This is a genomic window from Actinoplanes sp. NPDC021490, from assembly GCF_055562135.1.
This window is the reverse complement of record NZ_JBVHFW010000013.1, coordinates 1-14,667: the sequence shown is the minus strand read 5'-3', so window position 1 is coordinate 14,667 and position 14,667 is coordinate 1. Positions and strand designations below refer to the sequence as shown.

Sequence of the window (14,667 nt, the reverse complement as noted above, 5' to 3'; positions counted from 1 at the left end):
AAGGATCCAAACCGATGACCGACCAGAACGCCGATCTCGACGCCGCCCTCGAGCGAGTGATCGAGGCCTCCCGGGCGCACCTCGCGGCGGTCAAGGCGGCCGAGGGCCGTGTCGACGACGACGGCGTGTGGCAGGCCTACGTCGATTTGAACAACGCTTCCTTCGCGTACGACGAGAAGCTGCTCGACGCGTACGGGGAAGTCACGCCGTGGGACGTCGAGTCGATCGACCCGAACGAGGCCGACCAGCGTTTCGGCCTGGGCGTCAACGGCTTCGAGCCGGGCGACTCCACCGACCCGTACCCGCAGGTGCTCTCGGTGCGCCAGCGCCGTGACTACCGGGTGCCCAGCGTGTCCGCCCTGCTGCGCCGGGCCGAGGACGCCCGCCGTCAGTCCGTCCCCGAGGACGAGGACGCGGGCCCGGTCGAGAGCGTCGGCGAGGCCGTGCTCGAGCTGCTGCAGGCCGGCGACGGTTCGCTCTCGTCGCTGGACGTGCCCGAGCTGGAGCCGCTCGACGGCCTGCTGACCGTCAGCGAGATCGCCGCGCCGCTCGACCTCGACGAGTTCGAGGACTCCGACGGCGAGGGCCCGTTCGCCCCCAAGGAGGGCGACCTGCTGGTCGGCCGCCTGGACGAGCACCCGTTCCTGCCCGACGAGGACGAGCACGACCACGCCGGCCACCAGCACTGATCTTCGGTTGTGACCGAAAGGGCCCGTCCACCCGGACGGGCCCTTTTCAGTAGCTCAGCCCCGGCTGCGGGCTGGGCTGAATGCGGCGGCGGAGCATCACCTTGCGGGTGCCGTCCCGGAAGAGCTGGACGCGGGCCAGCTCCCACCCCGAGAACTCCGCCTGAATGGCGAGCTGCGCCGCGGCGGTCAACCGATCGACATTCGAGGGCAACCGCAGCGGCGCGTATTCGTAGTCCATGCGAACTAATATGCGCCAACCGCCGGGCACCGACAAGAACCGCGACCTGCGCTAACTCGCTCCGAGCCAGTTCAAGAAGTGCACGTTGGCGCGGCTGTCACAGGACTTGTGCTGGTCAAACTGCGTCCGGGCACGAAGGCTCCGGCAGCGGTCCAGGACCATCCGTGATCAGGGCGACAAGTCCGGCCTCCCCCTCAGTTACGAAGCGCCCCACCCCTCTGTCCGGGTGGGGCGCCTTTGTCGCCGGTCGGGTCAACGGCTTTCCACCGCTCCCGTTTCCTGCCCGGACGCCAGTCCCGCGGCGGCGTGGCCGCGGCCGCAGTCGGGGCAGGACGGGCGGCGGCGGAGGTAGTAGGCGAGGGTGGCCGCGGCCAGGGTCAGCGACCAGATCGGCCAGGCCAGCATGGGGGCGACGGCCATGGTGTCGCTGGTGAGCTTGTCGAAGAAGACCGGGTCGGCGTAGAAGGCCACCGAGGCCGACATCACGAAGATCGACACCAGGGTGGCCGGGACGGTGGCCAGGCGGATCGGCACCCGCTTGCCGGCCAGGCCGGGCATCCAGCGCGGGAAGATCTCGCCCCAGCGCTGCACCAGGCCCAGCGTGAGGATCGCGCCGGCCACCGCGAACGAGCCCAGACCGACGCCGGCCCAGACGGCGCCGCTGTCCCGCAGGTCGTCGAGGGCGCTGGTGGTCAGGCCGAGCGGGATGCCGAGCGCCCAGGCGAACCGGGTCAGGGCGTAGAGCACGGGGATCGCCGCCGCCACGTACGTCACGCGGCGGCCCCACACCGCGGCGGAGTCGCGGGACGTCCAGCTCGCGGCCCGGTCGTCGCGGCCGCAGTCCTCGCACGCGCCGGACGTGCCGAAGTGCCAGCGCACCGCGGCCCGGGCCAGCAGCACGCCGCCGGCCACGGCGAACGCCTGGTTGGCCAGGGTCCAGGTGAAGACGGTGGAGTAGTCGACCGGGGGCCAGCCGAACGGCAGACCGACGATCAGGATCGGCGTGTAGCCCAGCAGGGTCAGCAGGCGGGTGTCGGGCACGACCACCAGCAGGGCCGCGGCGACCGTCCCGACGTAGGCCAGGAGCGCGACCCGAACCGGCCGGGGCGCGGACCGGCGGCCGCTCATGAACAGCAGGGCCACGGCCGCGAGCAGCAGGACCCCGGCGAAGACGGGCGCGCCGGCGTCCGGGCCGACGGCGCGCAGCGGGCTGGTCTGGGAGTTGTCGGCGTGCGGCCCGTAGGGAAAGCCGCTGCCGGTAACGGTCCAGACCAGCGCGACGGTGCCGTAGAGGGCGGCCCATCCGGCCGCCAGTTTCTGTGCCCTGTTCCTCGGATTCTCAGTTGTCATACCCCGACGATGTCGGCCCCCGGGCCCGGCCGGATCCCGGCGGCGGGGGAACCGGCTCCCTCGTCAGGGGGAGATGAACCCCGACCGGTACGCGGCGACGACGGCCTGGGTGCGGTCGCGGACCCCGAGCTTGCCCAGGATGCTGCCGACATGCGACTTGATCGTCTCGACGCCGAGCACCAGACGACCGGCGATCTCGGCGTTGGACAGGCCCTCGGCCATCAGGGCCAGCACCTCGGCCTCGCGTTCGGTCAGCGGCGCCCCGGGCAGGCGGCCGGCCGACGGACGGTGGTGGGCCGCGGCCAGGCGGCGTACGGCCTCGGGGAACAGCAGCGAGTCGCCGCGGGCCACCAGCCGCACCGCCTCGGCGATCCGTTCCGGTCGTGCCCGCTTGAGCAGGAAGCCGCTCGCCCCGGCCGCCAGGGCCTCGTACACGTAATCGTCGTTCTCGAAGGTGGTCAGCACGAGCACCCGGGGCGGGTCGGCCAGACGCTCCAGCAGCAGGCGGGTGGCCTGGATGCCGTCGATGCGGGGCATCCGCACGTCCATCAGCACCACCTCCGGAGCGAGCCGGGAAGCCTGCGGGACCGCCTGATCACCATCGGTCGCCTCGCCCACCACGGTGATGTCCCCGGCGGCGTTGAGGACCGCGGCCAGCCCGGCCCGGATCAGGTCGTCGTCGTCCACGATCAGCACCCGGATCACCGGTCGTCCCCCCTCGGCAGCCGGGCGGCCACCCGCCACGTCCCGTCCTGCGCCCCGGCCGTCAGAGCACCCCCGAGCAGCCGTACGCGTTCCCGCATGCCCGCCAGGCCCCGGCCCCCGCTCGTGGCCCGGGTCGACCCGACCGGATTGGTGACCTCGATGAGCAGGTCGCCGGGGGCGGTGATGCGCAGCGTCGCCCGGCCCGACCCGTGTTTGGCCGCGTTCGTCAGGCTCTCCTGCACGATCCGGAACGCCTCGTGCGAGATTCCCGGCGGCACGTCCACATCGTCCACCCGGGCGTCGACCTCGCCGGTGAGCAGCCGGTCGAGGTCGGCCAGGGTCGGTCCGCCGGGGTCCTCCCGCAGCAGCCCGAGCACGGCGTCCAGTTCCTCCAAGGCGTTGCGGCCGAGGTCCTCGATGGATCCGAGGGCGCGCCGGGCGAAGGCCGGGTCGCTGTCGAAGACCGTCCGGGCCGCGCCCGCCTGCAGGGTGACCGCGGTGAGGGCGTGACCGACCGAGTCGTGCAGGTCGCGGGCGAGCCGGTTGCGTTCGGCCAGCTGCCGCTCGCGGGCCTCGAGGGCGGCCACCCGGTCGGCGGCCGACGGCCCGAGCAGCACCGGGGCCATGGTCGCGGCCAGCGAGCCCAGCCCGGCCGTGACATAGACCGAGCCGATCAGCAGCAGCACGCCCGCGGCGGTCCAGCCCCACAGGTTCCCGGCGCGCAGCGGGCCGACGTCGGTGCCGATCAGCGCGCCGTCGGTCAGGCCGAGCCGCTCTGTGAAGGCCAGCAGGGCCAGCGGGATGGCGATCAGCAGCAGCACGGCCACCACCGCGCCGCTCAGCAGGTGCAGGCCGAACCACAGGGCCGAGCGGAGCCGGGCCTCGCGGACCAGCGGGCGGCCGCGCTCGTGGTCGGGCAGGTCGGAGCCGAGCAGGCCGCGGGCCGCGGTGATCTCCAGTTCGCGGGTGCCGCCCAGGAACGGCGGGATGACGGCCACGACCAGCGCGACGGCGGCGGTGACGAAGGCGCCGGCCACGTTGTCCCCGCTGACCGCGATCGCCTGGGCCAGAAGCACGGCGATCAGGACGTACGGGAGGAGGATGACCGCGCCCAGCAGGAGGAACACCCCGCGCCGGTACGTCTTGGCGCGGATCAGCGGGCGGAACAAGTCAGCCCTCGCCGTCCGGGTAGCCGACCCCTTCGCGTTCGGGATAGCCGACGTCGATCGCCGACACGTCGTCGAGCGCGTTCGCGATCTCGCCGGGCAGGGTCAGCTCCTCGCTCAGCAGCGCGCCCTGCAACTGCCCGGCCGTGCGGGCGCCGAGGATCGGGGCGGCCACGCCCGGGCGGTCGCGGACCCAGGCCAGCGCCACCTCGATCGGGGAGACGCCCAGCCCGGCCGCCGCGGTGGCCACCGCCTGCACGATGCTGGAGCTGCGCGGCTCGAGATAGGTCTGCACGAACGGCGCGAGATGCTCGGTGGCGGCCCGCGAGTCGAGCGGGCGGCCGTTGCGGTATTTGCCGGTCAGCACGCCGCGGCCCAGCGGCGACCAGGCCAGCACGCCGAAGCCGAGGGCCTGCGAGGCGGGCAGCAGCTCCCGTTCGATGCCGCGCTCGAGCAACGAGTACTCCATCTGGGCGGCCACGATCGGGGCCCGTCCCGGGTACGCCGTCTGCCAGGTCGCGGCCCGGGCGGTCTGCCAGGCCGCGAAGTTGGAGACGCCCACGTAACGCACCCGCCCGCTGTTCACGGCGTGGTCGAGGGCGGCCAGGGTCTCGTCGAGCGGGGTCATCGGGTCGTTGCCGTGCACCTGCCACAGGTCGACGTAGTCGGTGCCGAGCCGGCGCAGCGAGGTGTCGAGCGAGCGCAACAGGTGCCCGCGCGAGCCGTCGCGGCGGCGGTATCCGTGCGGCGTCAGCCCGGCCTTGGTGGCGATCACCACCTCGTCGCGCGGCACCAGGTGGTCGAGCAGCGAGCCGATCACCGACTCGGCATCGCCGTCGCCGTACACATCGGCGGTGTCCAGAAGCGTGCCGCCGGCCTCGAGGAAGAGCTTGAGCTGCGCCGCCGCGTCGTCGGGGTCGGTGTCGCGGCCCCAGGTCATGGTGCCGAGACCGAGCCGCGAAACCGCGAGCCCGCTACGGCCGAGCGGTCGTTGCAGCATGAGTGAACCTTATTCAGAGATTGTCAAGAGCGAAATCCTCCGGGCGCACGCCCTTTGCCTGTCGCGGGGGTCAGTAGGCTTCGGTGGACGGCGTACCTGGGAGGCAGAACGTGCGGCTCGGACTCAATCTCGGCTATCAGGCGGCATGGACCACGCCCGCCGATCACTTGGCGATGGCGCAGGAGGCCGATCGGCTGGGTTATGCGGTCGTGTGGGCGGCCGAGGCGTACGGGTCGGACACGGTCAGCATGCTGGCCTGGATCGCCGGCCAGACCCAGCGGATCGACCTCGGCGCCGCGGTGATGCAGATCCCGGCCCGCACCCCGGCGATGACGGCCATGACCGCGGCGACGATCGACACACTCTCCGGCGGGCGGTTCCGGCTGGGTCTGGGCGTGTCCGGCCCGCAGGTCTCCGAGGGCTGGCACGGCGTGCGTTTCGCCAAGCCCCTGTCCCGCACCCGGGAGTACGTCGAGATCGTCAAGATGGCGATCGCCCGGAAGCCGGTGTCCTATCAGGGTGAGCACCACACGCTGCCGCTGCCCGGCGGTCCCGGCAAGGCGTTGCGGCTGGGCTTCCACCCGCCGCGCGAGGCCGTCCCGATCTATCTGGCCGCCGTCGGCCCCAAGAACCTGGAGCTGGCGGGCGAGATCGCCGACGGGTGGCTGGCCATCTTCTTCGCGCCCGACGCCGCCGGGGAATATCTGCAGCACATCGAGCGCGGCCGGGCCAAGTCGGGCCTCGGGCTGACCGGCTTCGACGTGGCGCCCAGCGTGCCGGTGGTCGTGGGCGACAACGTGGCCTGGTGCGCCGACGTCATCCGGCCCTACGCGTCGCTCTACGTCGGCGGCATGGGCAGCCGCGAGCAGAACTTCTACAACCAGCTGGCCGTGCGCATGGGCTACGCCGACGCCGCGGCCAAGGTGCAGGACCTGTATCTCAGCGGCAAGAAGGCGGAGGCGGCCGAGGCCGTGCCGCAGGAGTTCATCGAGCGCACCTCGATCCTCGGCAACAAGATCCAGATCAAGGAGCGGATCAGGCAGTACGCGGCGGCCGGGGTCGGCACGCTGTCGATCAGCCCGTACGTGGGCGACCTGAAGAGCGGGCTGGACACGCTGCGGATCGTCGCCGAGGCGTACGAAGAATCCGGCGTGGCCGAGTAGTGGCCACCGTTCTGCTGCTCCGGCACGGGCGGACGACGGCCAACGCCACCGGCGAGCTGGCCGGCCGCCGCCCCGTGGAGCTCGACGACACCGGGCGGGCCCAGGCGGCGCGGGCCGGCGAGCGGTTGCGCCCGCTCCCGCTGGCCGCGGTGGTGACGAGCCCGCTGATCCGCTGCCGGACCACCGTCGAGCTGGCCCTGCCCGGCGCGTCCGCGGTGACCGACGAGGGCCTGACCGAATGCGGCTACGGCGACTGGGAGGGCCGCCCGCTCAAGGAGCTGGCCAAGGAACCGCTCTGGCCGGTCGTGCAGCAGCACCCGAGTGCCGCGGTCTTCCCCAACGGCGAGGCGATGGCCGCGATGTCGGCCCGCGCGGTGGCCACCATCCGCCGCTGGGACGAGCAGATCACGGCGTCGCACGGGGCCGACGCGCTGTGGCTCGCGTGCAGCCACGGCGATGTGATCAAGGCCATCGTGGCCGACGCCATGGGCCTGCACCTCGACCAGTTCCAGCGCATCGTGGCCGACCCGGCCTCGATCAGCGTCATCCGCTACACGCCGACCAGGCCTTTCCTCGTACGCCTGAACGACACGTCCGACCTGGCGTCCCTGATCCCGCCGCCGTCGCAGGACGGCGCCCGCTCGGACGCGGCCGTGGGCGGAGGCGCCGGCGCCGGGGTCTGACTGCTCTGTGTGACGGGTGTGTTACGGCTGGTGGGTGTGCGTTGCGCCCTCGGCGAACCCGGACCGGTCGGGATGCGCGGGCCCGTGCCGTCGTGGATAGGGTTGTCGGCATGACCCACCAGGTGCATTCGTTCGAGCCGCCGGAGCGGTTCGTCGCCGGGACGGTGGGCGAGCCGGGCGAGCGGACTTTCTTCCTCCAGGCACGCGGCGGCGGCCGGGTGGTCAGCGTCGCGCTGGAGAAGGTCCAGGTGTCGCTGCTCGCCGAAAAGCTCGAGGAACTGCTCGTCGAGGCCAACAAGCGCTTCGGTGTCTCGCTGCCCGAGGCGCCGGTGCTGGCCACGCACGACAACGAGCCGCTCGACACCCCCGTCGACGAGGAGTTCCGGGTCGGCACGCTCGGCCTGGCCTTCGACGTCGACACGAGCACCGTGGTGATCGAGGCGATCGAGGCCGGTGAGGCCGAGGTCGAGATCGAGCTGGGCGACGACGAGCCCGCCGTCACCGACGATGACGACGAGCCCGACGACGATGACGAGCCCGACGACGACCTCGACCGCCTCCGGGTGCGGCTGACCCCCGAGGCGACCCGCGCGTTCATCGACCGCGCCCGGCGCGTCGTGGCCGCCGGCCGGCCGCCGTGCCCGCTCTGCGGCCAGCCGCTCGACCCGGCCGGTCATCTCTGCCCCCGGCACAACGGCTACCACCGGTGACCACCGAGCCCGCTTCGGCGCTGGCCGAGGCCGACGCCCTCGACCTGCTGACCCGCGGCCGGCTCGAGATCGAGGGCCGGCTGGTCGACGCGTCCAACACCACGCTGCGGGCCGAGATCACGCTCGACGGGCTCACCCGCCGCTGCGTCTACAAACCCGTGCAGGGCGAGCGCCCGCTGTGGGACTTCCCGGACGGCACGCTGGCCGGGCGTGAGGTGTCGGCCTATCTGGTCTCCCGGGCGACCGGCTGGGATCTGGTGCCGCCGACGATCCTGCGCGACGGGCCGCTCGGGGCGGGCGCCCTGCAGCTGTGGATCGACGAGCCCGAGACGGCCGAGTCACTGATCGGGTTCGTGCCGGCGTGGGACGTGCCCGAGGGCTGGCTGCCGGTGGCCAACGCTCGCGACGAGGACGGGGAGGCGTACGCGCTGGCCCACGCCGACGACCCCCGGCTGGCCCGGCTGGCCGTCTTCGACGCGGTCATCAACAACGCCGACCGCAAGGGCGGGCACGTGCTCTACCCGGCGACCGGCTCGGTGCACGGCGTCGACCACGGTGTCAGCTTCCACGTGGAGAACAAGCTGCGTACGGTGCTGTGGGGCTGGACCGGCAAGCCGCTGATGCCCGAGGCCACCGACGTCCTGAAGGACCTGCTGGCCCGGCTGGACGCGTCGCTGGGCGAGGCCCTGGAAGACCACCTGACGATCACCGAGGTGCAGCACATCCGGCTGCGGGCCCGGCGCCTGCTGCGGTCCGCCCGGTTCCCCGATCCGCCGCAGGACTGGCCGGCCATCCCCTGGCCGCCGGTGTAGTTTTGCCCACGCCTCCGGGGTTTCTCTGACCGGTCCTGGATAGGGTCTGACCATGGACGCTTGGACCGGGCACGACGTGCCGACCCTGCCGGGAACGGCGCTGCCGCCGCGCCTCTTCGACTCCGCCCGACGCGAGGTCGCCGACAGCTCACCCGGTTCCACCGCCACCATGTATGTCTGTGGCATCACGCCGTACGACGCGACCCACCTCGGTCACGCGGCCACCATGATCTCGTTCGATCTCGTCAACCGGCTCTGGCGCGACGCCGGCCACGACGTCAACTACGTGCAGAACGTCACCGACATCGACGACCCGCTGCTCGAGCGGGCCGCCCGCGACGGCGAGGACTGGATCGTGCTGGCCATGCGCGAGACCGCCCTGTTCCGCGAGGACATGGAGGCGCTGCGCATCATCCCGCCGGCGCACTACGTCGGCGCGGTCGAGTCGATCCCGGCGATCGTCGAGCACGTCCGCGAGCTGATCGCGGCCGGCGCCGCGTACACCCTCGACGACGGCACCGGCGACGTCTACTACTCGATCGCGGCCGCTCCGCGCTTCGGCTACGAGTCGAACCTGTCCCGCGACGAGATGCGGGTGCTCTCGGCCGAGCGCGGCGGCGACCCCGACCGCGAGGGCAAGCGCGACCCGCTCGACCCGCTGCTGTGGCGCGGCGCCCGCGACGGCGAGCCCGCGTGGGACGGTGGCGACCTCGGCCCCGGCCGTCCCGGCTGGCACATCGAGTGCGCGACGATCGCCCTGGGCCGCCTGGGCGAGACGATCGACGTGCAGGGCGGCGGCAGCGACCTGCTCTACCCGCATCACGAGTGCTCGGCCGCGCACGCCGAGACGCTGACCGGCCGGGCGCCGTTCGCCTCGCACTACGTGCACGCCGGCATGATCGGGCTCGAGGGCGAGAAGATGTCGAAGTCGAAGGGCAACCTGGTCTTCGTGTCCCGGCTGCGCGGCGACGGCGTCGACCCGATGGCCGTACGCCTCGGGTTGCTGTCGGGGCACTACCGCAGCGACCGCGAGTGGACCGACGACGTGCTCAAGGTGGGGGAGGAGCGTCTGTCCCGCTGGCGTTCGGCCGCCGCCGCTCCGGCCGGGCCCTCGGGCGAGGGGCTGCTCTCGGCCGTACGGGAAGCCCTGCACAACGACCTGGATTCGCCCTCGGCTCTGGCCGTCGTCGACGCGTGGGCCGAGGCGGCCCTGTCGAACGCGGGCGACGACGATCAGGCTCCGGCGCTCATGGCCCGCACGGTCGACGCCCTGCTGGGAATCCGGCTCTGACACAGACCGTGCCACGGGCGACCCTAATTGCTGCCGAAAGGTTACGGACGGGTTCTAGAGTTTACGACCGAATTGGATGGGCTTAGCCGGAAAACGACGCATTTGTTGGGCCGAAGGTCCAGACTTTGGGAAGTCCTACTTTCTTCCGAAAGGGTAATTATCATGCGTCGTCCGGTCATGTACCTCGCCGGTCTCCTGCTGGCCTCGGGTGCGAGCCTCGCCCTCGCTGGCCCCGCCCAGGCCGCCGTCGCCCACGATGGCGCCAAGTCGACGTCCTCCCACTACTGGTGCGACGAGGACGACTACTACGGCTACAGCCACCACCACCGTCGTCACCACCACCGTCACGGTGGCGGCTACGACTTCTTCGGCGGCGGCGACCGTTACAGCTACACCGTGAACAACGGCATCCTGAACGGCAACAGCATCGGCATCGACATTTTCTGAGTGCCGTAGCCGCGGGAGGGCTGTTCCCCAGCCCTCCCGTGATCAGTCGACCCGAGGAGCCGCCGGCCCCTCGGGTCTTCCGTTTTCAGGCCAGTGCCAGCCCCGGGTCCGTGTCCGGCGCGGACGGGGCCGGCGCCGGGATCTTGTATTCCTCGGTCAGCGTCGTCATCGGGCCCGGCCACGTCGCCTGGGCCACCTCGATCGGTTTGCGGGTCTCGTCGAAGGCCACGTGCAGCAGATGCAGAACCGGGGTGTCCGGCCGAATCTGCAGGATCTCGGCCTCGTCACGGCTCGGCTGGCGGGCGGTGATCGTGTCGGTGGCCGAGGCGTAACGCTTGCCCAGCACCTCCTCGGCCTCCTGATAGAGCGGCCGGCCGAACGCCTCCGCCCGTTCCAGCGAGGTGCCGCTGACGTCGGTCACCCGGAACCAGGAGGCGCCCAGCTCGACCGTGGCCTCGTCGGTCTTCACCAGGTGCCGCCGGGCCAGCATCTCCGTGCCGTCGCGGACGCCGAACGCGTCGGCCACCTCGGGCGGGGCGGGCTCACGGCGTACGGAAACCAGTTGCTGGCGATAGCGGGCGGCGAGATCGGCGTGATAGCCCCGGTGCGCCCCGTAACGGCCGCGGGACAGCCGGTTCAGGCGGCGGCGGGTGCCGCGGACGTACGTACCGGAACCCGGTTTTGTGATCAGAATGCCCTCGACCCGGAGCTGGTCGACGGTGCGCTGAACGGTCTGCTTGGCGACCCCGAACATCTCGGCCATCGCCGGAATGGACGGCAGGCGCTCCCCGGGCTGCCAGTCACCGCGGCGGATGCGTTCGCGCAGCTGGGCGGCGATCTGCCGATGCGGGAACTCGGCCGCCCCCGGATTGATCGTCATCGTCGGCCTCCTCTCACCTAGGTTCCTAGGATGCCCCAGGCGGTGTGACGTTCCGGGTTGCGACACGCAGAAGCCCGGCCCCTTGGGGACCGGGCTTCTCGATACGTGGCTACCAGGATCCGGCTGTCGGACCGGCCGACCCGCCCCGCCGCCGCAGATACTTCTCGAACTCGCTGGCGATCTCGTCCCCGGTCAGCGGCTGAATGCCCTCGTCACCCACGCGCTCCTCGAGCTCGCGCACATATTCGCCCAGCTCGGCGTCCTGCTCGGCCGCGGCCCGCACGCGCTTCTCCCACTCGTCGGCCTCCTCGGCCAGGTCGGCCAGCGGCACCGGCAGGTCGAGCACGTCCTCGAGCCGGCTCAGCAGGGCCAGCGTTGCCTTGGGGCAGGGCGGGTTGTTCGCGTAGTGCGGCACGTGCACCCAGAACGACAGCGCGTCGAGGTCGGCGCGCCCGGCCGCCTCCTGCAGCACCCCGACGATGCCGGTCGGGCCGTCGTAGCGGGTCGGGACCACGTTGTACTTCTCGCCGGCCTCACGGTCGGACGCCGAGCCGCTGATCGGCAGCGGGCGCGTGTAGGGCACGTCGGCGAGCAGGGCGCCCAGCAGCACGATGCGGTTGACCTCGAGGCTGTGGCACAACTCGAGAACCTGCTCGCAGAACGTGCGCCAGCGCATGCTCGGCTCGATGCCGCGGATCAGCACGACGTCGCGGTCCGATCCCGGCGGGCTGGCCACCGTGAACCGGGTGGTCGGCCACTCGATCTTGCGAGTCTCACCCTCGGCCATCGTGATCGTCGGCCGGCTGACCTGGAAGTCGTAGAAATCCTCCGGGTCGATGGTGGTGATCTCCCGGGCCTGCCACACCTGCTCGAGGTGTTCCACGGCCGCGGTCGATGCGTCCGCTGCATCGTTCCAGCCCTCGAAGGCGGCGATGGCCACGGGGGATCGGAGCAGCGGGAGGCCGTCGAACTCAGTCATGCTGACAGCCTACGTTCACCCCGACCACACCACCCGGCGGCCGCGCCGCGCTCCGCTCACGCCGCCGACCGCATAAACCCACAAAACCAACAAAAACCATCATCCCGTACGCCTCGTCGCCTACCGCAAACCCCCGAGGGGTTCGCGGCTCCGGCGGCTGTTTGAGCGTCAGACTTTGGTCGGCAGTCGCCGGTGCAGTTCGGCCAGCAGCACGTCAGGGGCCGGCGACATCAGGCCCACGTCGACGAGGTAGGCCGTCCGGCCCGCGCGGCGGCGCATCCGGGGCGCACGACCGGGTCCCGAGCCCGGCTCGACGAAGTCGGCGTCGACCGGGGTGATGAGGAGTTCCGTGAAGGGCCCGCGATAGCGCAAGGACACCTCCTGGATGCCCGCCCACGGAATGTGCACAGGCCGGCGTCCGGTGGCGGCGAAGTCGAGCCCTCGCATCGAACTGTGCAGCCAGCCCAGCCGGTTCCAGGCCACCAGCAGCACCAGGGCAGCCGTCACGACCGGGACGACAAGAGCCAGCTCGCAGTAGAGCACGATGTCCCCGGCGGTCGGGGTGTCGCCCAGCGCCAGCCGAAGCATGACGAAGAGCACCAGAGTCGTGGCCCACACGGCCGCGATGACCCACAGCATCGTGACGTACACCATGGCTCGGGACTGCAGAAAGGTGACCGTGTCGTCATCCGGTCCGAGCACCTCGTCGATGTGCGCCACGATGGAATTATGCCCGCTTTACAGCGAGATAGGGGTGATTATGGGTAGGTGACCGTGACCCGGCTGGCCGACGACGACCCCGCAACTTGGGACAGCGCCGCCCGGCTCCTGGACGAGTACCGCCAGCACTACGGCGCAAATCCCGCCCCCGAGGCGGCCGCAGCCTGGCTGCGCGACCAGGTGGACGCCGCCCGCGCCCGCGTCTACGTGGCAACCAGCACCGACCAGACCGGCACGAGCGTAGACGGAATCTGCACGGTCGCCGCCGTGCCGGCCGCCCTGACCCTGCGCACGGCATGGCTGGTCCGCGACCTCTACGTCCGCCCCGCCGCCCGCCGCCGCGGCTTGGCCCGAGCCCTGCTCGAGGCCGTAACCGACGACGCCACCGCGAGCGGCGCCCACCGGCTCTCCCTGCAGACCGAGTCGACCAACATCCGGGCGATCGAGCTCTACGCGAGGATCGGCTTCACCGCCATACCCGAGGTAACCGTCATGGACAACGTCCTCTGACCGTCGGCGCCCGGGTCCTTCGAGGCGTTCAGCGGCCGAACCAGTTCTGGGGTGCGACGACCCCCGAGGAGTCCCTGGTGGGCTCGCCGCGGTCAGCGCGGATCCGAAGTCCCCGGCAATCTTCCGCCGTACCCCAATGGACAATCACGCTGCGTGACGTAACGCCAAGCGCAGTCGATAGCGGGTGACGCAAATCCACTCCCGGAACGTCTGCTCGCCTACCAGCACGCTCCGTAACCAAAGTGCCGGAGTTGCGTCAACAGCAGGAGGCGATCAACGCCCGGCGCATCTGCGTAAGTCGCCAGGATTTAGGCGCCTAAAGGTCCTGCCTGGAGCAGGTCACTCCGCAGGCCCCGCGCAAGGAGGCAATCCCCGAGCGCTCAAGGTCGTTGGGTAGTGGCCGCATCCCACATGCGCACTCATGCCGGCCCCGCAGTCGGGCCACATACAACCTCAGCCGGCCGACTAGATAGCCCGCGCGCCCAGTCACCTCGGGATGCGCGTCACCCCGGCGCCCACGCCAAGCACTCCCATAACTTCTGGGCGGGCCGGCAATCAGGCGCATAGCAGGTAGTCCTCGCAGGCATGCGGCCCGCGCACGGCAACGGATTTCGTACGGTAGGCGGTCCTCGTACGGCAGGCTGTCCTCGCGCGGCAAGCGCACCCGCGCATGGCAGGCAGTCCTCGCACGTCAGACGCCCCGGCACGGCAGGCGGACCTCGCACGGTAGGCGGTCCTCGCGCGGCAAGCGCCCCCGCGCATGGCAGGCAGTCCTCGCGCGGCAAGCGCCCCCGCGCATGGCAGGCAGTCCTCGCACGTCAGACGCCCCGGCACGTCAGATGCCCCGGCACGCCAGGCGGACCTCGCACGGCAGGCGGTCCTCGTACGGCAGGCGGTCCTCACGGCAAGCGCGCCGCGCGCATGGCTGGCAGTCCTCGCACGTCAGACGCCCCCGGGCACGGCAGGCGGACCTCGCAGGCATGCGGCCCTCGTACGGCATGCGCCCCGCGTACGGCATGCGGCCCACGTACGGCATGCGGCCCTCGTACGGCATGCGCCCCTCGTACGGCATGGGCCCCGGGTACGTCAGGCGCCCGCGCACGTCAGGGGCCCGCGCACGTCAGGCGGATCCCGCAGGCAGGCAACCCCTCGAAAACAGGGCCCACCCCAACCGGGGGACCCCCGCCCTCAGCCATTTTAGGAGGATTGGGAGATCTTGGGCGGGGTGCCTGAAGCTCCTGTGAGTCAAGTTGTGGATAACTGTGGTGTGGTGAGTAGTCCGTGTTGTCGTAGTGCGGTGTGGATGTGGGTGAAGATTTCGCGG

Annotated in this window: 16 protein-coding genes; 8 read left to right on the top strand and 8 right to left on the bottom strand. The window is 71.4% G+C overall.

From position 1 onward, the window contains the following. The first annotated feature begins 14 nt into the window (after positions 1 to 14). Positions 15 to 689, top strand: coding sequence for a hypothetical protein (locus tag ACZ3I4_RS30085; protein ID WP_465385402.1), 675 nt, complete (start codon positions 15 to 17; stop codon positions 687 to 689). A 46-nt stretch (positions 690 to 735) separates the two neighbouring features. Here ACZ3I4_RS30085 and ACZ3I4_RS30080 read toward each other — a convergent pair whose 3' ends face one another. From ACZ3I4_RS30080 to ACZ3I4_RS30060, 5 genes are all read right to left on the bottom strand, one after another. Then, entirely contained in the window at positions 736 to 927 is a 192-nt protein-coding gene (locus ACZ3I4_RS30080) for a DUF5703 family protein (protein WP_267563659.1), read from the bottom strand. A gap of 252 nt (positions 928 to 1,179) precedes the next feature. Beyond that, positions 1,180 to 2,277, bottom strand: a complete 1,098-nt coding sequence (locus ACZ3I4_RS30075; protein ID WP_465385401.1) for a hypothetical protein — start codon at positions 2,275 to 2,277, stop codon at positions 1,180 to 1,182. 63 nt (positions 2,278 to 2,340) lie between these two features. Continuing rightward, positions 2,341 to 2,982, bottom strand: coding sequence for a response regulator transcription factor (locus ACZ3I4_RS30070; protein WP_465385400.1), 642 nt, complete (start codon positions 2,980 to 2,982; stop codon positions 2,341 to 2,343). After that, a complete protein-coding gene (locus ACZ3I4_RS30065) occupies positions 2,979 to 4,151 on the bottom strand; it encodes a sensor histidine kinase (protein ID WP_465385399.1) in 1,173 nt (390 codons plus the stop codon). Before ACZ3I4_RS30065 ends, ACZ3I4_RS30070 begins: the two co-directional genes overlap by 4 nt. Before the next feature lies 1 nt (position 4,152). Further along, positions 4,153 to 5,148: an aldo/keto reductase gene (locus ACZ3I4_RS30060; RefSeq protein ID WP_465385398.1), complete on the bottom strand. Its 996-nt coding sequence runs from the start codon at positions 5,146 to 5,148 to the stop codon at positions 4,153 to 4,155. 110 nt (positions 5,149 to 5,258) lie between these two features. On the opposite strand from ACZ3I4_RS30060, the gene ACZ3I4_RS30055 reads away from it, so the two are divergent. The 6 genes from ACZ3I4_RS30055 to ACZ3I4_RS30030 all read left to right on the top strand — a co-directional run bounded on the left by ACZ3I4_RS30055 (position 5,259) and on the right by ACZ3I4_RS30030 (position 10,254). Next, entirely contained in the window at positions 5,259 to 6,311 is a 1,053-nt protein-coding gene (locus tag ACZ3I4_RS30055) for an LLM class F420-dependent oxidoreductase (RefSeq protein ID WP_465385397.1), read from the top strand. Next, the gene (locus ACZ3I4_RS30050) at positions 6,311 to 6,994 is read left to right on the top strand and encodes a histidine phosphatase family protein (RefSeq protein ID WP_465385396.1); all 684 of its coding nucleotides are present in this window, start codon (positions 6,311 to 6,313) and stop codon (positions 6,992 to 6,994) included. Before ACZ3I4_RS30055 ends, ACZ3I4_RS30050 begins: the two co-directional genes overlap by 1 nt. A gap of 110 nt (positions 6,995 to 7,104) precedes the next feature. Then, on the top strand, positions 7,105 to 7,704 hold the full coding sequence (locus ACZ3I4_RS30045) for a DUF3090 domain-containing protein (RefSeq protein WP_465385395.1): 600 nt from the start codon (positions 7,105 to 7,107) through the stop codon (positions 7,702 to 7,704). Next, positions 7,701 to 8,516 (top strand): SCO1664 family protein, encoded by an 816-nt coding sequence (locus ACZ3I4_RS30040; RefSeq protein WP_465385394.1) that lies wholly within the window; start codon positions 7,701 to 7,703, stop codon positions 8,514 to 8,516. The genes ACZ3I4_RS30045 and ACZ3I4_RS30040 overlap by 4 nt, the downstream gene beginning before the upstream one ends. A gap of 52 nt (positions 8,517 to 8,568) precedes the next feature. Further along, the gene (mshC, locus tag ACZ3I4_RS30035; protein ID WP_465385393.1) at positions 8,569 to 9,807 is read left to right on the top strand and encodes a cysteine--1-D-myo-inosityl 2-amino-2-deoxy-alpha-D-glucopyranoside ligase; all 1,239 of its coding nucleotides are present in this window, start codon (positions 8,569 to 8,571) and stop codon (positions 9,805 to 9,807) included. 162 nt (positions 9,808 to 9,969) lie between these two features. Next, on the top strand, positions 9,970 to 10,254 hold the full coding sequence (locus tag ACZ3I4_RS30030) for a hypothetical protein (protein ID WP_465385392.1): 285 nt from the start codon (positions 9,970 to 9,972) through the stop codon (positions 10,252 to 10,254). An 85-nt stretch (positions 10,255 to 10,339) separates the two neighbouring features. Here the strand turns inward: ACZ3I4_RS30030 and ACZ3I4_RS30025 are convergent, their stop codons facing one another. From ACZ3I4_RS30025 to ACZ3I4_RS30015, 3 genes are all read right to left on the bottom strand, one after another. After that, a complete protein-coding gene (locus tag ACZ3I4_RS30025) occupies positions 10,340 to 11,134 on the bottom strand; it encodes a GntR family transcriptional regulator (RefSeq protein WP_465385391.1) in 795 nt (264 codons plus the stop codon). A gap of 109 nt (positions 11,135 to 11,243) precedes the next feature. After that, on the bottom strand, positions 11,244 to 12,113 hold the full coding sequence (locus tag ACZ3I4_RS30020) for a PAC2 family protein (protein WP_465385390.1): 870 nt from the start codon (positions 12,111 to 12,113) through the stop codon (positions 11,244 to 11,246). Between the two features lie 168 nt (positions 12,114 to 12,281). Next, entirely contained in the window at positions 12,282 to 12,833 is a 552-nt protein-coding gene (locus ACZ3I4_RS30015) for a hypothetical protein (protein ID WP_465385389.1), read from the bottom strand. 48 nt (positions 12,834 to 12,881) lie between these two features. Between ACZ3I4_RS30015 and ACZ3I4_RS30010 the strand changes: the two genes are divergently transcribed. Then, positions 12,882 to 13,343, top strand: a complete 462-nt coding sequence (locus ACZ3I4_RS30010; protein ID WP_465385388.1) for a GNAT family N-acetyltransferase — start codon at positions 12,882 to 12,884, stop codon at positions 13,341 to 13,343. Positions 13,344 to 14,667 lie beyond the last annotated feature (1,324 nt).

Bases quoted from the DNA above. Each gene is read 5' to 3' on its own strand.
- ACZ3I4_RS30085 (WP_465385402.1), top strand. From the start codon at position 15: ATGACCGACCAGAACGCCGATCTCGACGCCGCCCTCGAGCGAGTGATC.
- ACZ3I4_RS30080 (WP_267563659.1), bottom strand. From the start codon at position 927: ATGGACTACGAATACGCGCCGCTGCGGTTGCCCTCGAATGTCGATCGG.
- ACZ3I4_RS30075 (WP_465385401.1), bottom strand. From the start codon at position 2,277: ATGACAACTGAGAATCCGAGGAACAGGGCACAGAAACTGGCGGCCGGA.
- ACZ3I4_RS30060 (WP_465385398.1), bottom strand. From the start codon at position 5,148: ATGCTGCAACGACCGCTCGGCCGTAGCGGGCTCGCGGTTTCGCGGCTC.
- ACZ3I4_RS30045 (WP_465385395.1), top strand. From the start codon at position 7,105: ATGACCCACCAGGTGCATTCGTTCGAGCCGCCGGAGCGGTTCGTCGCC.
- mshC (WP_465385393.1), top strand. From the start codon at position 8,569: ATGGACGCTTGGACCGGGCACGACGTGCCGACCCTGCCGGGAACGGCG.
- ACZ3I4_RS30030 (WP_465385392.1), top strand. From the start codon at position 9,970: ATGCGTCGTCCGGTCATGTACCTCGCCGGTCTCCTGCTGGCCTCGGGT.
- ACZ3I4_RS30025 (WP_465385391.1), bottom strand. From the start codon at position 11,134: ATGACGATCAATCCGGGGGCGGCCGAGTTCCCGCATCGGCAGATCGCC.
- ACZ3I4_RS30020 (WP_465385390.1), bottom strand. From the start codon at position 12,113: ATGACTGAGTTCGACGGCCTCCCGCTGCTCCGATCCCCCGTGGCCATC.